The following is a 16904-nucleotide window of genomic DNA, read 5'->3' as shown; positions in this document are numbered from 1 at the left end:
CGCTGCGACCACGCATCCAGTTGCGACCACCCGGGGGAGCGGCGTCGGTGACGCTGGCCGTCCTCGCCGCGAGCCTGCTCCTCCCCGGATGCGCCGGTTCTCCGGCCCCGGAGCCAGCACCAGCTCCGGCCCCGTCGCTGACGCAGGAGCAGCAGGACGATGCGGCGTTCCGCGATGTCTTCATGCGGTACGTCGAGCTCGACGCGAATACAGATACAGAACAAGATCTAGCCGACCTGCTCACGGGGAACGTCTTGGACGACGAGAAGTCGGGGTTGGCGGACGAACGGCAGTCTGGGGAGCGCCAGGTAGGCAAAACGACGACGTCGGGATTCGAAGTGACTGACCGTGGGACCGACCCTGCGGGACTCCAGTACATGACAGGGCAGGCCTGTCTTGACTCAAGCGGTGCCCGTCTTTTGGACCGCGACGGCAAGGACATCACCCCTCAGCGAGACACGCGTCTCTCGTTGCAGCTGAAGGCGGTCAGATCCGAAGATGCGCATTGGCGCATCAGCGACATCGTGCGCAATGAGGACGTGCGCGCATGCGGTTGACAGGACTCGTCTGCCTCTCATTGGTCGTCGTCATGGTCGGGGTTCCCCTCTGCACGGCTCAAGCCTCGACTGAGGACTGCTCCGCTGTTCACGGACTTTTCGGACCGTGCACGGGTGGCGTCATCCGCGGCGATGGCGTGTCGATCCACGCCCGGGATGACAAGTCCGCACCTGCAGATCAGCCTTCAACGCGCCCTGAGAGACCAGAGGGGTCCAACGACGCGGAGAGGGCGTCGGGGCCGCCGCCCGTGCGTCGGGATCGTCTCGCGGCGGACGTGGATGCGCCGTGCGTGCCGGGTGTGGGTCTGTGCGCGGATGGGCAGCACGCGTTCCTGCCGCCGGCGAAGGCACCGAGCAAGCCGGCGGATCCGATGCCGGTCGTTGCGGCGGTTCCGGCAGTGTCACTTGCGGATGTGGCGCAGTTCGTGCCGCGGGATGCGTCGATCCGGTCGCAGCCGAACGGGTGGGCGATCGTGGGGGCGCCGGTGAACCTTTTCACCGACGCGATGCCGCAGGTGGTCGACGGCCAGTTGCTGGGTCGTCCGGCGCAGGTGCGATTCGTGCCGGTGTCGTTCGTGTGGGATCACGGCGACGGGACCAGTACGACGGTGGTGGGGCCTGGTGCGTCGTGGAAGGCGTTGGGGCGGCAGGACTTCACGCCGACGGACACGAGTCACGTGTACGAGTCCATCGGTGCCCGGCAAGTCGCTCTGACGATCGCGTATTCGCCCAGCTACCGGTTCGACGGGGGTGGCTGGCAGCAGATCCCGGGCACGCTACCGGTGCAGGTCGCGCCGGTGACGATCCGTGTCCTGGAGGGGTCGACGGTGCTTGTCGGGGGTGCGTGCGGGGAGCGGGACGCCGGACCAGGATGCCCGTGACCCACTCTCGCGTGCCGGTCAGCGCCCGGGTCGCCGTGGGGCCCGTGGCGTAAGGTGACGCTGATGTCCCGCGCCGTAGAACTCCCCCTCGACCTCCCCGAGCTCACCGTGCAGTCGACGGGCGGCGCCCGTGTCCGGCGGTCGGTCCTGCCGTCCGGCGTGCGGATCCTCAGCGAGGACGTGCCCGGCAGTCGCAGCGCCACGATCGGCATGTGGGTCGCGGTCGGCTCGCGCGACGAGCAGCCGGGCGACCTCGGATCCACGCACTTCCTCGAGCACCTCCTCTTCAAGGGCACCCCGTCGCGCACGGCCCTCGACATCGCCGTGTCCTTCGACGCGGTCGGCGGCGAGCACAACGCCGTCACCGCCAAGGAGTACACCTGCTACTACGCCAAGGTGCAGGATCGCGACCTCGGCATGGCCGTGGACGTGCTGGCCGACATGGTCACCTCGAGCCTCATTGACGTCGAGGAGTTCGAGACCGAACGCGGGGTCATCCTCGAGGAGCTCGCCATGGCGGACGACGACCCGGGCGACGTCGTCAGCGAGCGCTTCTTCGAGGCCGTGCTGGGGGATCACCCGCTCGGCCGCCCCATCGGCGGCAGCCCGGAGGACATCGAGGCCGCCGAGCGCGACGCCGTCGTCGCGCACTACCGCCGCAACTACCGCCCCCAGGACCTCGTCATCACGGCGGCGGGCTCCGTGGACCACGACGCCCTCGTCGCCCGTGTCACGACCGGCCTCGAGCGCGCAGGCTGGGATCTCTCCGTCGTGGCGGCCCCCGTCGCGCGCCGCACCGGCGCCACGCCGATCATCACGCGCGGGAGCGATCTCGTCATCGTCGACCGGCCCATCGAGCAGACCAACATCCTGCTCGGCGTGCCCGGCCTCGCGGCGTCCGACGACCGGCGGCCCGCCCTCGCCATGCTCAACTCGGTGCTCGGCGGCGGCATGTCCTCGCGCCTGTTCCAGGAGGTCCGCGAGAAGCGCGGCCTCGCGTACTCCGTCTACTCGTTCGGCGCTTCCTACTCGGACGCGGGAGTGTTCGGCCTCTACGCCGGATGCACGGCCGCGAAGGCCGAGCAGGTGTCGCGCCTCATGGTCGAGGAGTTCCGGAAGCTCGCCGAGGAGCACGTCACCGAGGAGGAGCTGGCGCGTGCCTTCGGCCAGCTCTCGGGGCAGTCCGCCCTCGCGCTCGAGGACTCGGACACGCGCATGTCGCGGCTCGGGCGCTCGGAGATCACCACCGGCGAGTACGTCGACCTCGACGAGACGCTCTCCCGCCTCTCCCGTGTGACCGCCGACGACGTCCGCGCCCTCGCGGCCGACCTGATCTCCCGACCGCTCTCGGTCGCCGCGGTGGGGACCGTCGGCGCCGACGCGTTCGCCCCGCTGCTCGAGACCCCCGCGCTCCTGTAGGAGGAACCGTGTCCCACTACATCTACCTCGTGCGCCACGGCGAGCAGCAGGACGCCGAGCACGGCCTCCCGGACGGGCCGCTGTCGGGCCGCGGGAAGCGCCAGGCGCACTGCATCGCGGACCGGTTGAGCGGCGTCCCGTTCACGTCCGTGCGCCATTCGCCGCTCGCGCGGGCGGAGGAGACGGCCGCGATCATGGCCGAGCGCATGCCCGCCATCGAGCCGGAGCCGTCGTCGCTCCTGTTCGACTGCATCCCCTCCGGGCCCACGCCGGACATGCCGCACGCGTTCGAGTCGTTCTTCGGCGGGGTCACCGAGGAGGAGATCGACGCCGGCAGCGCCCAGATGTCGGACGCGGTGAGCGAGTTCCTGGCCCCTGCCCGCGGGGAACGGCACGACCTCCTCATCACCCACAACTTCGTCATCGCCTGGTTCGTACGGCACGTGTTCGACGCGCCCGAGTGGCGGTGGATGGGCATCAACCAGGCCAACTGCGGCCTCACCATCATCCGCGTGCGCTCCGCGAAGCCGCCCGTGCTCGTCGTGCACAACGACCTCGGCCACCTGCCGGTCGAGCTGCGCACGGGTCTGCCGGAGCAGCAGCCCTACTAGCAGCGTCGGCGCGTCGGTTGCCCGGCGTCGGCGGGGGAGCGCGCCGGTACGCTGGGCGGATGACAACCACGGTCGCCGTCGTCGGCGCAACGGGACGCATGGGCCAGCTGATCTCGCAGATCGTCGAGGCGAGCACCGAGTTCGAGCTCGTCGCCAGCCTCGACTCCAAGGACGAGCTGTCGGACATGCTCGGCGCCGACATCGCGGTCGACGTGACGCTCCCGGCGGTCAGCCAGGGCGTCGTCGAGTACGCGGTCGCGCACGGGATGAACGTCCTCGTGGGCACGAGCGGCTGGACCGGCGAGCGGATCACGGAGCTCGAGCGGCGGATCACCGGCAACCTCGCCGTGGGCGTCGTCATCATCCCCAACTTCTCCGTCGGCAGCGTGCTCGCGACCTCGTTCGCACAGATGGCGGCACGCTTCTACGACTCCATCGAGATCGTCGAGGCGCACGGCGCGTCCAAGATCGACTCCCCGTCGGGCACGGCCGTCCGCACCGCGGAGCTCATGTCGCAGGCGCGCGGCGCACGCGGGCCCGTGCAGGCGCCGCACACCGATCAGCGGGCGCGCGGCCAGCAGGTCGCGAGCATCCCCGTCCACAGCCTCCGCATGCAGGGCGTCGTCGCCAAGCAGGACGTCGTCTTCGGCGGCAACGGCGAGGTGCTCACCATCAGCCACGACACGCTCGCGCCGAGCGCCTACGAGGCCGGGATCCTGCTGGCCCTCCGCGCGACCCGCACCGCGCGCGGCGTGGTGGTCGGGCTCGACCGCCTCATCGACCTCGACGGCTCGCGCGAGCGCGCGGCGCAGGCGACGACGGGCGCCGCGGCGTCGGGTCCCGTGGACGACGGCGGGCCGAGCGGCCAGGCCGCCACCGTCACGAGCGCCTGATGGGGACGCGCATCGGCGTCGGCCTCATGGCCGTGCTCATGACGCTGTACCTCGTGGTGCTCGCCCAGCGCGCCGTGCTGTTCGTGATCTCCGGTGAGCCGGCGGGCATCGCGATCAGCGTCGGACTGCTGATCCTGTCGCTCGTCGGCGCATGGGCGCTCGTGCGGGAGCTGTGGTTCGGCGTGCGCAGCGGGCGCCTGGCCCGGATCCTCGAGGAGGAGGGCGGCCTGCCCGTCGACGACCTGCCGACGCGCGCCAGCGGCCGGCCGATCCGCGACGCCGCGGACGCGTCCTTCCCCGCCTACCAGGCCGAGGTCGAAGAGGACCCCGCCAGCTGGCGCGCGTGGTTCCGACTCGGACTGGCGTACGACGCGAGCGGGGACCGGCGCCGGGCGCGCGGGGCGATCCGCCGCGCGATCGCGCTGCACGGATCCGACCGCGCCGCCTGAGCACACCGCGGGCTCGGGCGCGGGCTCGCGCCTCTAGCTCTTCGCGAGCAGCCGGTCGATCGCGAGCTCGACCGTGGGGTCGCGGAAGGCGAACCCGTCGGCGAGCAGCTTCTCAGGCCGCGCGGGCTGGCTGGAGAGCAGCAGCTCCTGTCCGGCCTCCTGCAGCGCGAGCCGGATGAGGAACTCGGGCGCGGGCACGAGGTAGGGCCGGTGCATGCGCTTCGCGAGGTGGCGCATCAGCCGGTCGGCCATGACGGGCTCGGGGCCGGTGAGGTTCACGGGGCCGGAGATCGAGGACGTCAGCAGGTGCACGATCGCTGCGGCCTCGTCGCGGAGGGAGATCCACGGCCAGACCTGGCCGCCGGTGCCCAGCCTGCCGGCGAGCCCGAGGTTGGTCAGGAGGCGGAGCGGCGCGAGGGCGCCCGCCTGCGCCAGCACCAGCCCGGTGCGGAGGGTCGCGACGCGGACGTCGGCGGGCGCCTCGAGGGCCTCCGCCTCCCACGCCTCCACGACCTCGGCGAGGAAGCCCGCGCCACGCGGCGAGTCCTCGGTGAGGCGCTCGGCAGGACGGTCGCCGTAGAAGCCCACGGCGGATCCGTTGAGCAGCACCCTGGGCGGGTTCGCCGCCGACGCGATCGCGCCGACGATCGTGCGCGTGGCGGAGACGCGCGACGCGCGGATCTCCTCCTGGTACGGCTTCGTCCACGGCAGGCGGCTGATGGAGGCGCCCGAGAGGTTGACCACGGCGTCCACCCCGTCGAGCGCCGTGGGATCCAGCCGCCCCTCGGCCGGCTGCCACTCGCGCTCGTCGGGCGACGACGGCGCGTGACGGACGAGCGTCCGGACGAGATGCCCGGCGGCGTGCAGCTGGGCCTGCAGCTCGGTGCCGATCGTGCCCCCTGCGCCGGAGATGAGGACGGTGAGCGGGGCGGGGGATGCGGTGCTGTCGGACATGGTCGAGCCCTTCGTCGGTGCCCATCAGCCTAGGACGCGGCCCCGCACGGCAGCCGGGAGGGGCTGCGCGCAGACCGGGCGCGAGCGGGTGCGGGCCGTCGCGTACAGTGACGGTCGTGCCCCACGACGACATCGCCTTCCGCTCCGACATGACCGTGGAGCTCGTCCGCTCCAGCGCCCACGACTCCGACGTGATCTTCGCCGCCCGCGTCTCCACCGCAGGCGAGAAGACCCTCGAGCGCGCGCTCGACGAGCCCGACGGCCAGGACCGCGCCCTCGAGGGCGACGTCGACACCGAGGCGGAGGAGAAGCGCGTCAAGCGCGACCGCGGCCTCATCAACTACCTCATGCGCGACCGCCACGGATCGCCATTCGAGCACAACTCGATGACCTTCTACGTTCAGGCGCCGATCTTCGTGTTCCGCGAGTTCATGCGCCACCGCATGGCCTCCTACAACGAGGAGTCGGGCCGCTACAAGGAGCTCGACGCGGTGTTCTACGTCCCCGGCCCCGAGCGCAACCTCGTGCAGGTCGGCAAGCCCGGCGCCTACGAGTTCCACGCGGGCACCCCCGAGCAGACCGCGCTCGTGCAGGAGGAGACCCGTCGCACGTCCGCCGAGGCGTACGCCTCCTACCGGCGGATGCTCGAGCAGGGCGTGGCGCGCGAGGTCGCCCGCATCGTCCTCCCGCTGAACATCTACTCCTCGATGTACGTCACGCTCAACGCGCGCGCGCTGATGAACTTCCTGTCGCTGCGCACCAAGCACGAGGACTCGACGTTCCCGAGCTTCCCGCAGCGCGAGATCGAGATGTGCGCCGAGAAGATGGAGACCGAGTTCGAGCGGCTCATGCCCCTGACGCACGCCGCGTTCCAGAAGAACGGCCGCGTCGCCCCGTAGTCCGCGAGGCGACGCGGCCGCGCGTCGCGTCACCCCACGCGCACGGCCACGCTGGTCCGCGAGACGGTGGGGTAGGGGTACCGCTCTCCCGTCACCCTCACCTCGAGGAGCCGCCCGCGGTCGGCGGCGACCGGCGTGTACGCGGCCTGCTCGGCGCCCGGGATGACCACCCCGTCGCGCAACCACTGGTAGGTCAGCCAGGTGGGCGCCGGACGCCAGAACCCGGTCCTGACGGTGAGCTGCCGTCCGACGAGCGGGAGCCCGCCGATCGCCGGCACGCCCGGGGAGATGACGGGCATCGCCACACGCGGGGTCGGGGCCGAGACGCGCTCGACCGATGCGCGGCCCGGTGCGCTGCCCCGGACGCCGACGGTGATCCGCTTGCCGCCGTCGAAGCGCGCGTCGACCTCGTAGGTCGGCCCCGACGCGTCGGAGATCCGCTGGCCGTCTCGGTACCACTGATAGGCGAGCGTGACGGGGCCGGGCCGCCAGGTCCCCGTCCGGACGGACAGGGTGCTCCCCGGGACCGCGCGGCCGACCACGGTCGGGGTCGGCGCGGAGGTGAGCGACGGCGTGCCGGGAGGACTGCCCGTGGCGAGCTCGAGGTACACGTACCGGGCCACGTCGACGTTGGGCCCGTGCCAGAACACGAGGCGGACGGTGCGGTCGTAGCCGACGTCGAGAGTGGTCGATCCCACGGCGTCAGCGGCGGTGTACGGGTCGTCTCCGAACGCGTAGACGACCGACCGCGCCTCCGGCCAGCCCGCGAGGTACCCGCGGACGTCCCAGGCGAGGGTGATCCGGGGCCCGTCGATCGTGATGACAGGGTCGTACCGCGCGGGGTAGCCGAGCGAGAGCGCGGCGACGGGCGCCGAGGCGGCGCCGATGACGGGGACGCCGTCGAGCGCGCCCGCTGCCCGGAAGGCGATGGTGTGCGGTCCGGCGGGGGCCGGGATCCGGATGTAGGCGTGGTCGAGCGGCCCGCTGTATGCCGTCCGCCAGGATCCCGTGCCGTCGAGCAGGTACTCGAAGCGGGGGGATCCCAGGTCGAGCGTGCCGACGTCGAGGGACAGGATGACCTCGATCTCGGGGACGTCCGTCACCTCGCCGCCCACGAAGACGTCGGGGGCCGGCAGGGAGGGCGCGGCGACCGAGGTGAGGGGGAGCGACGCACCGGATGGCGCCGCCTGGGCCGGCGCGGCGCCGGCGAGTGAGACCCCGACGACGAGCGCCAGGGTGAGGGCCAGGAGCGGCGAGGGCCGTCTCCGTGCCGTGATGTTCATGGTGGCACCAGCGTCTCCGGGACATCGTCGTCCCGAGCGAAGGGTGCTCGCGATCCGGCCCGCGCGCATCCCCCCATCCGGGGGCGCCGGGGCGGAGGATCGCCCCACCCGGCGACGGCCCGCCCGTTACGATGATGCCTGTGTCCACAGAGAACCCGTTCGGCCAGGTCCTGGTGGCGCTCGTCACCCCGTTCACCGCCGATGGCGAGGTCGACTGGGCGGGCGTCGAGAAGCACATGGACGACGTCATCGTCGCCGGCGCGGACGGCATCGTCGTCACGGGCACGACGGGCGAGACCAGCACCCTCACCGACCCGGAGAAGATCAGGCTCGTCGAGGTCGGCCGGTCCGTGAGCGCGGGCCGGGCGAAGATCATCACGGGCGGCGGATCCAACGAGACCGCGCACGCCATGCAGCTCGCCCGCCAGAGCGAGAAGGCTGGCGCGGACGGCAACATGATCGTCACGCCGTACTACAACAAGCCCACGCAGGCCGGCGTGCTCACGCACTTCCGCATGATCGCGGACGCGACGGACCTCCCGGTCATCCTCTACGACATCCCCGGGCGCACGGGCATCCCGATCCAGTACGAGACGATCCTCCGCGCCGCGAAGCACCCGAACATCCTCGCCATCAAGGACGCCAAGGGCGACCTCGCGCAGGCCAGCCGCGTGCTCAACCAGACCGGCCTCATGTACTTCGCGGGCGACGACGCGAACGCGCTGCCGACCCTCGCGATCGGCGGGACGGGCCTCATCGGCGTCACCGCGAACATCACCGCGACGCCGTACCGCACCATGGTCGACGCCGTGAACGCGGGCGACCTCGGCGCCGCGACGCACGCGCATCAGCAGCTCGAGCCGCTCGTCCGCGCGGTCATGACGCACGTGCCCGGCACGGTCGCGGCGAAGTACATCCTCCACGGCCTCGGCCGCATCGGCAGCCCCCGCGTCCGCCTGCCCCTCGTGGGGCCGGAGGAGTGGGAGGCCGCGCAGATCGAGGACGAGATCGACCTCGTCCGCGACGTCCCGGGCGTCGACTTCCGCAACTTCCGACCGGACCGCAACGCCGCGGCCGGTGGAGCGCTGCCGCAGGTCGCCGGCACCACGCGCTGACGCGCGCCCCGAGCATCCACCGTCGGTCCCCTCGGGCCGCACCGTCACCAGAGGAGTCCCATGCCCCACGGCGTCTACGACCCGCCCGAGCTGAAGCCCGGCACCCTGCGCATCACGCCGATCGGCGGCCTCGGCGAGATCGGGCGCAACATGACCACGTTCGAGATCGACGGGAAGATCCTCGTCGTCGACTGCGGTGTGCTGTTCCCCGAGGAGCACCAGCCGGGCGTCGACCTGATCCTCCCCGACTTCTCCTCCATCGCGGACCGCCTCGACGACCTCGTCGGCATCGTCCTCACGCACGGGCACGAGGACCACATCGGCGCGGTGCCGTACCTCCTCAAGCTCAAGCAGGACATCCCGCTGATCGGCTCCGGCCTCACGCTCGCCCTCATCGAGGCGAAGCTCAAGGAGCACCGGATCAAGCCCTACACGTTCCAGGTGAAGGAGGGCGACCGCGAGCGCCTCGGACCGTTCGAGCTCGAGTTCGTGGCGGTCAACCACTCCATCCCGGACGCGCTGGCCGTCGCCATCACGACCGAGGCGGGCAGCGTGCTGCACACCGGCGACTTCAAGATGGACCAGCTGCCGCTCGACGACCGGATCACCGACCTCCGCGCCTTCGCGCGCCTCGGCGAGGCCGGCATCGACCTCTTCATGTCGGACTCCACCAACGCGGACGTCCCCGGCTTCACTCCCACCGAGCGCTCCATCGGCCCGGTGCTCGAGGCCGTCATCTCCAAGGCCCCCCGCCGCGTCATCGTCGCGAGCTTCTCCAGCCACGTGCACCGCGTCCAGCAGGTGCTCGACGCCGCGCACGCGAACGGCCGCCGCGTCGCGTTCATCGGCCGCTCGATGATCCGCAACATGACCATCGCGGCCGAGCTCGGCTACCTCAAGGTGCCGGACGGGGTGCTCGTCGACTCCAAGAGGGCCGTCGACCTGCCGGACGACCGGATCGTCTACATGAGCACCGGATCGCAGGGCGAGCCGATGGCCGTGCTCAGCCGCATGGTCAACCAGGAGCACCAGATCGAGATCGGCCAGGACGACACCGTCATCCTCGCGTCGAGCCTCATCCCGGGGAACGAGAACGCCGTCTACCGGATCATCAACGGGCTCACGAAGCTCGGTGCGAACGTCGTGCACAAGGCCAACGCGAAGGTCCACGTCTCGGGCCACGCGGCCGCGGGCGAGCTGCTCTACTGCTACAACATCCTCAAGCCGCGGAACGTGCTCCCGGTGCACGGCGAGTACCGGCACCTCGTCGCGAACCAGCAGCTCGCGATCCAGACCGGCGTGCCGGAGCGCAACACGTTCCTCGCGGAGGACGGCACGGTCCTCGACATGAAGGACGGGCACGTGCGCGTCACGGGACAGCTCGACGTCGGCTACGTCTACGTGGACGGCTCCACCGTGGGCGAGATCACCGACGCCGACCTCAAGGACCGCCGCATCCTCTCCGAGGAGGGCTTCGTCACGATCTTCGTCGTGGTCGAGCCGCAGACCGGCAAGATCATGGTCGGCCCGGAGATCGAGGCGCGGGGCTTCGCGGAGGACTCGAAGGTCTTCGACAGCGTCAAGCCGCTCGTCGTGAAGGCCCTCGCGGAGGCGGCGGCCAACGGCACCAGGGACACCCACGCGTACGCGCAGGTCGTGCGCCGCACGGTCGGTCGGTGGGTCAACTCGTCGCACCGCCGGCGTCCGATGATCATCCCGGTGGTCATCGAGGCGTAGGCACGCTGTCGGCTGGAGCCGGGCGCAGCACGTCCCGAGGGGGCGGGGGAGACCCCGCCCCCTCCGCCGCGCGTGCCGCCGGCGCTCGTCCGCGCGGCCCCCTGACGGGGGGAGCATGTCATCCGCGTGGACGAAGCGACGCGCACGGTGCCGCCCCTAGCGTCGGAGGCGACCGGACGGGCCGCTGGGGACCGCCGGGGAAGGAGCGGCCGTGGGCATCTGGCGGAGATGGATCCTCCCGATCACGAGGCTGGTGGTGCTCGCGGCGATCGCGGTGGCGCTCGTGCGCATGGCCTTCTTCGGGACCACGACGGAGGAGACGGCCCAGGTGCCGACCGGCTCCGTCGTCGAGTCGCAGGTCCCGGCGTCCATCGCGACGGTGGTCAACGACGTGACCGTGAAGGGCAGCATCCAGCCGGATCCCGACGTGGCCGTGAAGGCGACGCTGCAGGGGAAGGTCTCGAAGATCGTCGCCGGGCAGGGCGCCACGCTCGCAGCCGGTGACCCGATCCTCGTCATCCGCCAGGAGACGCCGGTCGACCCGGTGGTCGCCGCGGACGGCACGGTCACGCAGCCGAAGCCCAAGGTGGTCACCGAGACCGTCACCGCGTCCGCCGCGGGATCGCTCGTGGAGCTCGGTGTGCTCGTCGGCCAGGAGGTCGCCGTCGGAGACGCGGTCGGACGGATCGCGCCGCCCACCTTCCGCGCGACCGCGCCGCTGACCGCGGAGGAGCAGTACCGGCTGGTGACGCAGCCGACCTCGGCGACGGTCGCCATCACGTCGGGCCCCGCGCCCTTCGAGTGCGGGGAGCTGCGCATCGGCCAGCAGGCCGCTGCGTCCACCGAGGGCACGGGCGCGGCCGGCGGGGCGGGCTCCGGATCCACCGGCGGCACCGACTCGGCCTCCACCGGCGCGACCGTCTCCTGCGCCGTCCCGGCCGGCACCCGGGTGTTCCCGGGCCTCGCCGCCGACATCACGATCCCCGCGGGGGAGGCTCCCGACGTGCTGACCCTCCCGACCACCGCGGTCGAGGGCCTCGCCGACACGGGCAACGTCTGGCTCGCGTCGGACGGCGGCGAGCCGGAGGAGCGCGCGGTCGGCCTCGGGATCAGCGACGGCAAGGTCGTGCAGATCACCTCGGGCCTCGCGGAGGGCGACATGGTGCTCGAGTTCGTGCCCGGTGCGCCCGTCCCCGAGGACGAGGCGATGATGATGGGCGGGTACGGCGGATGAGCCTCATCCGTCTCGAGCAGGTGACCCGGACGGTCGAGCGGCCGGACGACGAGCCGCTCACGATCCTGCACGGCGTCGACCTCGACGTGTCCGTGGGCGACCACGTGTCGATCGTCGGTCGGTCCGGTTCCGGGAAGTCGACCCTGCTGAACATCCTCGGGCTGCTCGACACGCCGACCACGGGCGAGGTCTACCTCGACGACGAGCCCATGGCCCGCGTCTCCGGCTCTCGGCGCGACCGGGCCCGTGGGGGCGACATCGGGTTCATCTTCCAGCAGTTCAACCTGCTGCAGGGCCGCACGGCGCGGGAGAACGTGATGACGCCGCTGCTCTACTCGACGGGCCGCTCGTTCTGGCGGCGCGCGTCGATCGCGGCCGACATGCTCGAGCGGGTCGGTCTCGGCCACCGCGTCGACTCCATGCCGGAGACGATGTCCGGCGGCGAGCAGCAGCGCGTCGCCATCGCGAGGGCACTCGTGCGGTCGCCGCGGCTGATCCTGGCGGACGAGCCCACGGGCGCCCTCGACATCGAGACCGGCGCGACGGTGATGACCCTGCTCGCCGAGGTCGCGCACGCGTCCGGCGCCGCACTCGTCACCATCACGCACGACCCGACCGTCGCAGCCCGCGCGGATCGGCACCACCGCCTCGAGATGGGCGTCCTCGCCCGCGCCGAGGCCCTCACCCGGGAGGTCCTCGCGTGAGCGGCTGGCTGTCGCGCACGGCGACCGGTCTCGTGGGCGCGGTCGTCGAGGCGTGGGCCGAGCTCCGGATCCACCGCACGCGCGTGATGCTGTCGCTCATCGGCGTCGCGGTCGCGGTGGCGGCGATCACGTCGGTCGTCGGCCTCGGGGCGGTGGTGCAGCAGTCGCAGACCGAGCAGATGGAGCGCCAGTCGGGCCGACCGGCCGCGCTGTCGGTGTCCGCGTACTCCGCGACCGGGGACGGCCTGTCCTACGCCGAGCAGCGCACGCTCCTCGCGGACGTCGCCGACCGCTACGGCATCACCTGGTCCACCATCATCGGCTCCACGACGGTGCCGGTCGACTTCGCGCGCGGCCGGGTGCAGGTCCAGACGGTCGTGGTCGACAGGGACTACGGCGAGATGCGCCGCGTCGACGTGACGGACGGCCGCTGGTTCGTCGAGCGCGACGCCGACCGCCTCGCGCCCGCGCTCGTCGTCAATCCCGCGTTCCTCGCGGAGCTGGGGTCGCCCGACATCGCCGCGCACCCCTCCGCCGTGCTGCACGGCGAGCGTTCGGACCTCGTGGGCGTCGTCGTCGGCACCGTGCCCGCGCTGTACGCGGACGAGCCGCCGACCGTCTACCTGCAGGCGTCGGACGCCGAGCGCCTGATGTCGGACGACGCGCTCGACGCGATGGCGCCGCAGTCCGAGTTCTGGGTGCCAGAGGCGGAGGCCGACGCGCTCACGGCGGCCATCACCTCGCAGGTGGCGGCGACCGCGCCCGAGGGCCTGCAGGTGAGCGTCGGCCGCAGCGACTGGGGGACGTACGACTACGACCCGCTGCTGTCGGTCAAGATCCTCGTCGGGGGAGTGGCGGGCCTCGTGCTCCTCCTCGGCGCGCTCGGCCTCGTGAACATCTCGCTCGTGACCGTGCGGCAGCGGATCCGCGAGATCGGCGTGCGGCGCAGCTTCGGCGCGAGCGCGGGCCGCGTGTTCTTCGCCGTGATGATGGAGAGCATCGTCGCGACGGTGGCCGCGGGCGTCGTCGGCGTGATGGCGGCTGTCGCGATCGTGAAGAACCCGTGGATCCTCTCGTTCGTCGCGTCGGGCGTCACCGAGTTCCCGCCGTTCCCGCTCTCGGCCGCGCTCCTCGGGCTCGGCGCCTCGCTCGCGGTCGGCGCGATCGCGGGCCTGCTCCCGGCGCTCGTCGCCGTGCGCGTGTCCGTCATCGACGCGATCCGGTACTGATGCCGGGGCCGGTCGGGCAGCGTCCCGTCCGGCCCGGCGTCCTGCCCGTGACGGCGGCGCGGGATAACGTGGGGCGCATGGCTACGAGCACCAGGTCGACCAGCCGCGCCGGGAAGACCTCCTCGGGCGCGCCGCGCGCCACGCCCCCGCGCAAGGGGCGCACCGCGGACACCAAGCAGCAGACCGTCGCCTACCCCGTCCAGTCGGAGCGGCGCGGCCCGCTCGTCGCCGCGTGGATGGGCCTCGCGCACGCCACGGGCGCCCTCTTCCGGGCGCTCGGTCCCGAGAAGCTCGCGAAGGAGGAGCGCCGCGACGGCATCCCCTTCCTCCTCGTGGTGCTCGCGATCGCCGGCGTCGTCGTCGAGTGGTTCAACCCGCTCAACGACGTGGCCATGGCCTTCGACGCCTACACGTTCGGCGGGCTCTTCGGTCGCGTGGCGTTCGCGCTGCCCATCGTGATGGTGCTCCTCGCCCTCTGGCTCTTCCGCCACCCGTCCTCGGTGAGCGACAACGGGCGGATCGGCGTGGGGGTCTCGCTCCTCCTCGTCTCCATCGCCGCTCTCTGCCACGTCTTCAACGGGGCGCCGGATCCGCGCGACGGCATGCTCGCGCTCGCTCGCGCCGGCGGCGTCCTCGGCTGGGTGCTCGCGGCCCCGCTCTCGCTCCTCATCACGCCCATCGGCGCGGGGATCGTGGCCGGGATCCTCCTGGTGCTCTCCCTCTTCATCATCACGCGCACGCCGCCGAACCGCGTCGGCATGCGGCTGCGCGAGCTGTACTCGTACCTCTTCGGCGCCCCGCCCGTGGACGAGGAGCAGCGCGCCGCCGACCGCGCCGCCCGCAAGGCGCAGGCGACCGAGCAGGTCGAGCTCGAGGGGCTCGACGACGACGGCCCGGTCGACACGGACAGCCTCCCGTGGTGGCGCCGCAACCGCAGCCAGCGCGAGGACGCGCCGGCGTTCGACAGCCCGGTCCTCGCGCCGCACGCGGGATCCGACGATCGCGACGAGACGACAGGCCGCGCCGCCGCCGAGGCGCCCACGTCCGTCATCGACCGCACGGTCGATCCCGACGCCTCCCGCCCCGAGCCCGGCGCCTTCGCGGGCGACGACGCCGCGACCCGCCGCATCGACCTCGACGCGCCCGTCGACGCCACGGCCACCGCGATCCTGCCCTCCGTCCCGGTGCACCCCACCGGCATCCGCGACGACGACGAGCCCGCGGTCCTGCCCGGCTTCGAGGACGACGCCTCCGACGCCCCGATCGTGTCGGGGGAGTCCGACGCCCCGCAGGCCCCGTACCGCCTCCCCGCCGCGAGCACCCTCGCGCCCGGCACGCCCGCGAAGTCGCGCTCGTCGGTCAACGACGAGGTGGTGCGCGCGCTCACCGAGGTGCTCACCAACTTCCAGGTGGACGCGACGGTCACGGGCTTCTCGCGCGGCCCGACGGTCACGCGCTACGAGCTCGAGCTCGCGCCCGGCGTCAAGGTGGAGCGCGTCACTGCGCTCGCGAAGAACATCAGCTACGCGGTCGCGTCCAACGAGGTCCGCATCCTCTCGCCCATCCCGGGCCGCAGCGCCATCGGCGTCGAGATCCCGAACACCGACCGCGAGATCGTCTCGCTCGGCGACGTGCTCCGCTCCTCGGCGGCCACGAACAGCGCGCACCCGATGACCATCGGCGTCGGCAAGGACGTCGAGGGCGGCTACGTCATCGCCAACCTCGCGAAGATGCCCCACCTCCTGGTCGCGGGATCCACGGGCTCCGGCAAGTCGAGCTTCGTCAACTCCATGATCACGTCGCTCCTCATGCGCGCGAAGCCGAGCGACGTGCGCATGGTCCTCATCGACCCGAAGCGCGTCGAGCTCACCATCTACGCGGGCGTCCCGCACCTCATCACGCCCATCATCACCAACCCGAAGAAGGCGGCCGAGGCGCTGCAGTGGGTGGTGAAGGAGATGGACATGAGGTACGACGACCTCGCCAGCTTCGGCTTCCGCCACATCGACGACTTCAACAAGGCCGTCACGAGCGGATCCATCGTCCTCCCCGAGGGCAGCGAGCGGACCCTGCGCCCGTACCCCTACCTCCTGGTGGTGGTCGACGAGCTGGCCGACCTCATGATGGTCGCGCCGCGCGACGTCGAGGACTCGATCGTCCGCATCACGCAGCTGGCGCGCGCCGCCGGCATCCACCTCGTGCTCGCGACGCAGCGCCCGTCGGTCGACGTCGTCACGGGCCTCATCAAGGCCAACGTGCCGTCGCGCCTCGCGTTCGCGGTGTCGAGCATGACCGACTCCCGCGTGATCCTCGACCAGCCCGGCGCCGACAAGCTCATCGGCCAGGGTGACGGCCTCTTCCTCCCCATGGGCGCCAACAAGGCCGTCCGCGTGCAGGGCGCATGGGTGCAGGAGGCCGAGATCGCCAAGGTCGTTGAGCACGTGACGCGCCAGGCGCGGCCCGAGTACCGGCAGGACGTCGCGGTGGCCGCCGAGAAGAAGGAGATCGACGCGGACATCGGCGACGACCTCGAGGTGCTGCTCGCGGCCGCCGAGCTCGTCGTCAGCACGCAGTTCGGATCCACGTCGATGCTGCAGCGGAAGCTCCGCGTCGGCTTCGCGAAGGCCGGCCGCCTCATGGACCTCCTCGAGGCGCGTGAGATCGTCGGCCCGTCCGAGGGATCCAAGGCGCGCGACGTGCTCGTCTCGGCCGAGCAGCTCCCGGGCGTGCTCGCGACGCTGCGCGGGGAGACGCCCGCGGCCGCGCCGGCCCCCGCCGCGCCGGCCCCCGCCGCCGCTGCACCCACGGCGCCACCCGCCGCGGACGCGGACGACGGGAACCGCTACCCGTCGGATCCGCTGCACAAGGACCTGGACGCGTACGAGCAGGTGGAGGCCGAGGGCGACGACGACGCCTGGGGCCTCACGGGGAGGGACTGA

General features: G+C 72.1%; 15 protein-coding genes. 13 read left to right on the top strand and 2 right to left on the bottom strand.

The window, feature by feature from the left end:
• Nucleotides 1-47: 47 nt before the first annotated feature.
• The 6 genes from FGD68_RS12660 (at nucleotide 48) to FGD68_RS12635 (ending at nucleotide 4810) form a co-directional block, all read left to right on the top strand.
• The gene (locus tag FGD68_RS12660; protein ID WP_119372453.1) at nucleotides 48-557 is read left to right on the top strand and encodes a hypothetical protein; all 510 of its coding nucleotides are present in this window, start codon (nucleotides 48-50) and stop codon (nucleotides 555-557) included.
• 290 nt (nucleotides 558-847) lie between these two features.
• On the top strand, nucleotides 848-1438 hold the full coding sequence (locus tag FGD68_RS12655) for a hypothetical protein (protein WP_237609518.1): 591 nt from the start codon (nucleotides 848-850) through the stop codon (nucleotides 1436-1438).
• Between the two features lie 63 nt (nucleotides 1439-1501).
• Nucleotides 1502-2857, top strand: coding sequence for a M16 family metallopeptidase (locus FGD68_RS12650; RefSeq protein ID WP_119372451.1), 1356 nt, complete (start codon nucleotides 1502-1504; stop codon nucleotides 2855-2857).
• Nucleotides 2858-2865: 8 nt separating this feature from the next.
• The gene (locus tag FGD68_RS12645) at nucleotides 2866-3468 is read left to right on the top strand and encodes a histidine phosphatase family protein (protein ID WP_104236289.1); all 603 of its coding nucleotides are present in this window, start codon (nucleotides 2866-2868) and stop codon (nucleotides 3466-3468) included.
• Between the two features lie 59 nt (nucleotides 3469-3527).
• Complete coding sequence (gene dapB / locus FGD68_RS12640; protein WP_104236290.1) at nucleotides 3528-4361, top strand: 4-hydroxy-tetrahydrodipicolinate reductase; 834 nt, start codon at nucleotides 3528-3530, stop codon at nucleotides 4359-4361.
• Nucleotides 4361-4810, top strand: coding sequence for a hypothetical protein (locus FGD68_RS12635; RefSeq protein ID WP_104236291.1), 450 nt, complete (start codon nucleotides 4361-4363; stop codon nucleotides 4808-4810). The genes dapB and FGD68_RS12635 overlap by 1 nt, the downstream gene beginning before the upstream one ends.
• 33 nt (nucleotides 4811-4843) lie before the next feature.
• On the opposite strand, the gene FGD68_RS12630 is transcribed toward FGD68_RS12635, so the two are convergent.
• On the bottom strand, nucleotides 4844-5764 hold the full coding sequence (locus tag FGD68_RS12630) for a TIGR01777 family oxidoreductase (protein ID WP_104236292.1): 921 nt from the start codon (nucleotides 5762-5764) through the stop codon (nucleotides 4844-4846).
• 107 nt (nucleotides 5765-5871) lie between these two features.
• Between FGD68_RS12630 and thyX the strand changes: the two genes are divergently transcribed.
• Nucleotides 5872-6663, top strand: a complete 792-nt coding sequence (thyX, locus tag FGD68_RS12625; RefSeq protein ID WP_104236293.1) for an FAD-dependent thymidylate synthase — start codon at nucleotides 5872-5874, stop codon at nucleotides 6661-6663.
• Nucleotides 6664-6692: 29 nt separating this feature from the next.
• On the opposite strand, the gene FGD68_RS12620 is transcribed toward thyX, so the two are convergent.
• The gene (locus FGD68_RS12620) at nucleotides 6693-7946 is read right to left on the bottom strand and encodes a hypothetical protein (protein ID WP_104236294.1); all 1254 of its coding nucleotides are present in this window, start codon (nucleotides 7944-7946) and stop codon (nucleotides 6693-6695) included.
• A 131-nt stretch (nucleotides 7947-8077) separates the two neighbouring features.
• Between FGD68_RS12620 and dapA the strand changes: the two genes are divergently transcribed.
• From dapA to FGD68_RS12590, 6 genes are all read left to right on the top strand, one after another.
• On the top strand, nucleotides 8078-9061 hold the full coding sequence (gene dapA / locus FGD68_RS12615) for a 4-hydroxy-tetrahydrodipicolinate synthase (protein WP_104236295.1): 984 nt from the start codon (nucleotides 8078-8080) through the stop codon (nucleotides 9059-9061).
• A gap of 60 nt (nucleotides 9062-9121) precedes the next feature.
• A complete protein-coding gene (locus FGD68_RS12610; protein ID WP_119372450.1) occupies nucleotides 9122-10798 on the top strand; it encodes a ribonuclease J in 1677 nt (558 codons plus the stop codon).
• 211 nt (nucleotides 10799-11009) lie between these two features.
• The gene (locus FGD68_RS12605) at nucleotides 11010-12032 is read left to right on the top strand and encodes an efflux RND transporter periplasmic adaptor subunit (RefSeq protein ID WP_119372449.1); all 1023 of its coding nucleotides are present in this window, start codon (nucleotides 11010-11012) and stop codon (nucleotides 12030-12032) included.
• Nucleotides 12029-12736 (top strand): ABC transporter ATP-binding protein, encoded by a 708-nt coding sequence (locus tag FGD68_RS12600; protein ID WP_104236298.1) that lies wholly within the window; start codon nucleotides 12029-12031, stop codon nucleotides 12734-12736. The genes FGD68_RS12605 and FGD68_RS12600 overlap by 4 nt, the downstream gene beginning before the upstream one ends.
• Complete coding sequence (locus FGD68_RS12595; RefSeq protein WP_119372448.1) at nucleotides 12733-13965, top strand: ABC transporter permease; 1233 nt, start codon at nucleotides 12733-12735, stop codon at nucleotides 13963-13965. The genes FGD68_RS12600 and FGD68_RS12595 overlap by 4 nt, the downstream gene beginning before the upstream one ends.
• 77 nt (nucleotides 13966-14042) lie before the next feature.
• Entirely contained in the window at nucleotides 14043-16904 is a 2862-nt protein-coding gene (locus FGD68_RS12590; protein ID WP_237609517.1) for an FtsK/SpoIIIE family DNA translocase, read from the top strand.

Source organism: Clavibacter californiensis (assembly GCF_021952865.1).
In the GTDB taxonomy this organism is placed as follows: domain Bacteria; phylum Actinomycetota; class Actinomycetes; order Actinomycetales; family Microbacteriaceae; genus Clavibacter; species Clavibacter californiensis.
Note: the sequence above shows the minus strand (reverse complement) of the source record. Positions and strands in the feature narration are given on the sequence as shown.

Excerpts from the sequence above, each read along its gene's own strand:
- FGD68_RS12635 (WP_104236291.1), top strand. The coding sequence starts at position 4,361 with ATGGGGACGCGCATCGGCGTCGGCCTCATGGCCGTGCTCATGACGCTG.
- FGD68_RS12590 (WP_237609517.1), top strand. The coding sequence starts at position 14,043 with ATGGCTACGAGCACCAGGTCGACCAGCCGCGCCGGGAAGACCTCCTCG.
- FGD68_RS12650 (WP_119372451.1), top strand. The coding sequence starts at position 1,502 with ATGTCCCGCGCCGTAGAACTCCCCCTCGACCTCCCCGAGCTCACCGTG.
- FGD68_RS12610 (WP_119372450.1), top strand. The coding sequence starts at position 9,122 with ATGCCCCACGGCGTCTACGACCCGCCCGAGCTGAAGCCCGGCACCCTG.
- dapA (WP_104236295.1), top strand. The coding sequence starts at position 8,078 with ATGATGCCTGTGTCCACAGAGAACCCGTTCGGCCAGGTCCTGGTGGCG.
- dapB (WP_104236290.1), top strand. The coding sequence starts at position 3,528 with ATGACAACCACGGTCGCCGTCGTCGGCGCAACGGGACGCATGGGCCAG.
- FGD68_RS12600 (WP_104236298.1), top strand. The coding sequence starts at position 12,029 with ATGAGCCTCATCCGTCTCGAGCAGGTGACCCGGACGGTCGAGCGGCCG.
- FGD68_RS12620 (WP_104236294.1), bottom strand. The coding sequence starts at position 7,946 with ATGAACATCACGGCACGGAGACGGCCCTCGCCGCTCCTGGCCCTCACC.
- FGD68_RS12630 (WP_104236292.1), bottom strand. The coding sequence starts at position 5,764 with ATGTCCGACAGCACCGCATCCCCCGCCCCGCTCACCGTCCTCATCTCC.